Raw genomic sequence first — 4,307 nt, forward strand, 5'->3', positions numbered from 1 at the left:
CAGCTCGAGCGCGGGCGTCGCGCTGGGCCGGGAAGACCGCCGCGTCACCGGCGGGTTACTCGTGCTGGCGGCGGCCGCGACGCTGTGGGTCGGCACCGGCGTCGGGGTGCGGTTCGGGGTGGGAACCACCGCGGGCTGCTCGCCGTCCTCCCGGTAGGACCGCTCGCGGCGCTCACGCTCGCTGCCGTCGCGTACGGTCGTGACCTCCGCGGCGTGGTCGAGCGGTGAGCGTGACGCGGGACGTCCCCGTGACGAGACGGCGTCGCCGTCGCACCAGAGCGACCGTCGCCGAGGCCGTTTCCATTTATGTATTCGGCCCCGGAATCGAGGTCCATGACCGACCTGTCCGGGGTAGTGGTCGTCAGCAGCGTGGCCGGCGTCGCGACCGGACTCGGGGCGCTCCCCGTGTTCGTGCGCGCCCGGGTCACCCACCGAATCTACGACGCGGCGCTCGGGCTCGCGGCCGGCCTGATGGTCGCCGCGAGCGTCTTCGGACTGATCCTCCCGGGGATGGAGGAGGGAACGCTCGCCGCGGTGATGGCCGGGCTGCTCGTCGGCGGCGCGGGACTTCTCGGCGGGAACTACGTGCTCCCACACCTCCACGCGCAGTACCGCGCGTGGCGACCCGAGGGCGGCGCGACCGCGGACGACGCGTCGGGCCTCGGCGACCTCGCCGCCGATCCTGACCGGGAGGTCACCGTCCGGAAGGCGCTGCTCATCGGCAGCGCGATCACCCTCACAACGCGCCCGAGGGGTTGGCGATCGGTGTCGCGTTCGCGTCGGGATTAGAGGAGGTGGCGCTGGTGCTGGCGGTCGTGATCGGGCTCCAGAACGTGCCCGACGGGTTCGCGTTCGCGGTGCCGATGGCGGAGATCGGGATGTCGAATCTCCGGGTTATCTGGTACACCACGCTCTCGGGAGTCGTCCCCCAGGTCGTCGCGTCCGTCTTCGGTTTCCTGCTCGTCTCGGTCGCGACCGGACTGTTCCCCGTCGCCTCCGGGTTCGCCGCGGGCGCGATGCTCGCGGTCGTCTTCCGGGAGCTCATCCCCTCCTCGCACGGCCACGGCCACGCCGACGCGGCGACCGCGGCGTTCCTCGTCGGGTTCGTGCTCCTGGTCGTCGTCGACGCGGTCGTCGCGATCTGACGCCTCGGCGTGCAGGTCCCGTCCGCGGCTGGTCCCCGACAGACATGTATCTCGGACACACGGCCGCGAAACGCTTTCGCCGACGCGACGCGTAGTCTCGGTCGTGTCCACGACCGTGTCGACGCCCGCGTCCGAAGAGACGTGCGCCTACTGTGAGTCGCGGATCTTCGAGCACGACCCGATCTGCGTGCGCGACTGCGAGGACGACTGCGGCTCGCCCGCGTACTTCTGTAACTACGCCTGCCTCGCGGCGCACGTCGAAGAGAACGACCTCACCGCGGGGAACGCCTGCGAGTGGTCGCCGGGAGAATAGGATCCGTCTCACTTCGCCGTCTGGGGGCGATCGGGGCCACCCAGCGTGCATTTAAGAATGTAGCCGAGCAATTCGTCACCATGGCCGCAGAGATATCTGACCGCGTTCGGGAGATCGCAGAAGCCACCGATCTTCCAGAGTCCGAGGTCTTTGAACGGGCCCTTGAGCGGGGTCTCGAGACGCTGTGGGAGGATCTGGTTCTGAAGCGATATCTCGGCGGGAAGATCGACCGTGAGGAAGCGATCGAGCACGTGGGACGAACGAAAGTCGAACGCGCGGAACGAGAACAGCAGATCGTCGAGGAGGACGTCGACTGGGGACTGAACGCGTGACGCTCGCGGCCGTCTCGGACGCTGGACCACTCATCCATCTCGCTGAGATCGACTCGCTGGAACGACTCTCACTGTTTGACGTTCTTCTCATTCCACAGACGGTGTATGCTGAGATCGAGGCAGGTGACGTTCCGAGCGGCCTCGATAACGTCTCGTACGAACTCGTCGATGTCGACGATGAGCAAAAGGGGACCGTTGACCTGGACGCCGGGGAAAGCGCCGCGATAGCGGTTGCAAAAGAACGCGATGTCGTCCTGCTAACCGATGACCTCGCGGCCCGAGAGTCGGCTTCGAACGACGGAGTTGACGTACACGGTTCGATCGGTATCATCGCTCTCGCGCACGCCCGTGGATTCCTCGACGCCGACGAGGCAGCTACGCTCATGCGATCGCTTCAGCGAGAGACGAGTCTGTTTGTGACTGACGCGGTGATCGAGCGTGGCATCGAATTGTTGGACAACACACAACGAGAGAGGAGCGAATAAGCCTGTTTTGGGTATTGTACCGAACTGGGCCTCGCCAACTACTCGTTCCGCGGACTGCTCGGGTGGTAGTCGGTGTCGTACTCGCCCGGAGTCCCGTCCACGCGGTCGGGGTTGATCCGGCCGGCGAGCAGCATGAAGTCGAGGACGGTGCAGTACAACATCGCCTCGACGACGGGGACCGCCCGCGGCGGGAGCACGGGGTCGTGGCGGCCGACGACCTGGATCTCCTTCTCCTCGCCCGTCTCCCAGTCGGCGGACCGCTGCTTCTTCGGGATCGAGGTGGGCGCGTGCCACGTCGCCTCGCCGTAGATCGGCTCGCCCGTGGTGATCCCGCCCTGGAGCCCGCCGTGGTCGTTGCCGACGGGGACCGGGTCGCCCTCCTCGCTCACTACGTGGTCGAAGGATTCGCCGTCGTCGAACGTCCAGTCCTCGTTGCGCTCGCTGCCGGTGACCTCGCTCGCCCCCTTGCCGAGCCCGAACTCGACGGCCGTGGTGGCCGGGATCGAGAACATCGCCTGCCCCAGCCGGGCGGGGAAGCCGTCGAACCGCGGGGCGCCGAGCCCGCGCGGGACCCCCCGACACTCGAAGTAGATGGAGCCGCCGATGGAGTCGCCGCGCTCCTGGTACTCTTCGATCAGCTCCTGCATCTCCGCGGCCGTCTCGGGGTCCGCACACCGCACGTCGTTCTCCTCGCTGTGTTCGAGGATCTGCTCGAAGCTCACGTCGCCGGCCGCCACGTCGCCGATGCGGTTGACGTGGGCTTTGATCTCCACGTCGTAGTCGGACGCGTCGAGCACCTGCTCGGCGACCGCGCCGGCTGCGACCCAGTTCACCGTCTCGCGCGCCGAGGAGCGCCCGCCGCCGCCCCAGTTGCGCGTGCCGAACTTCGCGGAGTAGGTGTAGTCGCCGTGGGAGGGTCGTGGCGCCGTGACGTACGGCTCGTACTTGCCCGAGCGAGCGTCCTTGTTCTGGATCACCATCCCGATCGGCGTGCCCGTCGTGTAGCCGTCCTGGACGCCGGAGTTCACCCGCACCTCGTCGGGCTCGCCGCGGGAGGTGGTTATCATCGACTGGCCCGGCTTGCGCCGGTCGAGCTGCGCCTGGATCGCCTCCTCGTCGAGCTCGACGCCCGCGGGCACGCCCGAGACCGTCACGCCCATCGCGTCGCCGTGGCTCTCGCCGTAGGTCGTCACCTGGAAGAGCCGACCGAACCGGTTGCCGTTCATACCCCCACGTGTAGCCGGGGGCATATAGGGGTTGCAATCCCCGCGACCGACTGCCGGGCGCGACGGCGACGAGGTGGCGACGGATGTGAGGATACTCGCGATGGCGACTGGTGTGAGTCCACGAGAGGAGCCGCAGGACGGCGCCGAACGCTGCCGAGACCGGTGGTGGTTTATCGGTCGCCCCCGTCACCTCGAACCGTGCGCGACCGTCTCACCAGCGATCTGGGCGTGTACGTCCTCTCCGGGCTGTTCTCGCTCGTCGTGTTCGTCGTCGCCCTGACGATCCTCTCGCGGACGCTCCCCGGCGGGCTCGGCGACCGTCAGCTCGCCGGACTCGTCGTCGGCTACCTGCTCTTCGTCGGCGTGTACGCCACCGCGTGGGGGATCTACACCGGGATCGACGACCGCGAGGACGTGTAGCGCCGGGCGGTCGCGGCGACGCGCTCATCGAGGTGCGAACGGCGGTCGCCGCCGGGTGGCGAACCGTTTTCACCTCGCCGGGTGAGGTCCATGTATGACGTGGGAGACGATCACGCTCGACATTGACGCGGACGTCGCCACCCTGACGATCGACCGCCCGGACCGGCTCAACGCGCTCACCGTGGACACGCTCGAAGCGATCGAGGCGGCACTCGTGGAGGCCGAGGCGGCCGACGCGCGCGTCCTCGTTCTCGCCGGCGCCGGCGACGAAGCGTTCGCCGCGGGCGCGGATATCAGCTACATGGCCGAGCTGTCGACGCCGGAGGCACAGGCGTACGCGGAGCTCGGCCACCGCGTCGCCCGCGCGATCGAGACGTTCCCGGCGC

General features: G+C 68.4%; 6 protein-coding genes and 2 pseudogenes. 7 read left to right on the top strand and 1 reads right to left on the bottom strand.

Annotation, left to right across the window (positions count from 1 at the left end; all coding sequences use genetic code 11):
• From GJ633_RS17295 to GJ633_RS14485, 5 genes and pseudogenes are all read left to right on the top strand, one after another.
• Positions 1 to 228, top strand: a pseudogene (locus GJ633_RS17295) (TIGR04206 family protein); the annotation flags it as partial.
• Between the two features lie 105 nt (positions 229 to 333).
• Positions 334 to 1,145: pseudogene (locus GJ633_RS14470) on the top strand (ZIP family metal transporter).
• 103 nt (positions 1,146 to 1,248) lie between these two features.
• Complete coding sequence (locus GJ633_RS14475; RefSeq protein ID WP_321169104.1) at positions 1,249 to 1,458, top strand: hypothetical protein; 210 nt, start codon at positions 1,249 to 1,251, stop codon at positions 1,456 to 1,458.
• A complete protein-coding gene (locus GJ633_RS14480) occupies positions 1,440 to 1,790 on the top strand; it encodes a hypothetical protein (protein WP_231741373.1) in 351 nt (116 codons plus the stop codon). The genes GJ633_RS14475 and GJ633_RS14480 overlap by 19 nt, the downstream gene beginning before the upstream one ends.
• Positions 1,787 to 2,275: a nucleic acid-binding protein gene (locus GJ633_RS14485; RefSeq protein WP_321169105.1), complete on the top strand. Its 489-nt coding sequence runs from the start codon at positions 1,787 to 1,789 to the stop codon at positions 2,273 to 2,275. Before GJ633_RS14480 ends, GJ633_RS14485 begins: the two co-directional genes overlap by 4 nt.
• 38 nt (positions 2,276 to 2,313) lie before the next feature.
• Here the strand turns inward: GJ633_RS14485 and aroC are convergent, their stop codons facing one another.
• Positions 2,314 to 3,501 (bottom strand): chorismate synthase, encoded by a 1,188-nt coding sequence (aroC, locus tag GJ633_RS14490; RefSeq protein ID WP_156589377.1) that lies wholly within the window; start codon positions 3,499 to 3,501, stop codon positions 2,314 to 2,316.
• A gap of 198 nt (positions 3,502 to 3,699) precedes the next feature.
• On the opposite strand from aroC, the gene GJ633_RS14495 reads away from it, so the two are divergent.
• Positions 3,700 to 3,921: a hypothetical protein gene (locus GJ633_RS14495; protein ID WP_321169106.1), complete on the top strand. Its 222-nt coding sequence runs from the start codon at positions 3,700 to 3,702 to the stop codon at positions 3,919 to 3,921.
• A gap of 94 nt (positions 3,922 to 4,015) precedes the next feature.
• Positions 4,016 to 4,307, top strand: a 292-nt coding sequence (locus GJ633_RS14500) for an enoyl-CoA hydratase-related protein (RefSeq protein ID WP_197431361.1), incomplete at its 3' end; no start/stop codon positions are given.

This window comes from Halorubrum sp. CBA1125 (assembly GCF_009742825.1).
Classification (GTDB): domain Archaea; phylum Halobacteriota; class Halobacteria; order Halobacteriales; family Haloferacaceae; genus Halorubrum.

Bases quoted from the DNA above. Each gene is read 5' to 3' on its own strand.
- aroC (WP_156589377.1), bottom strand. From the start codon at position 3,501: ATGAACGGCAACCGGTTCGGTCGGCTCTTCCAGGTGACGACCTACGGC.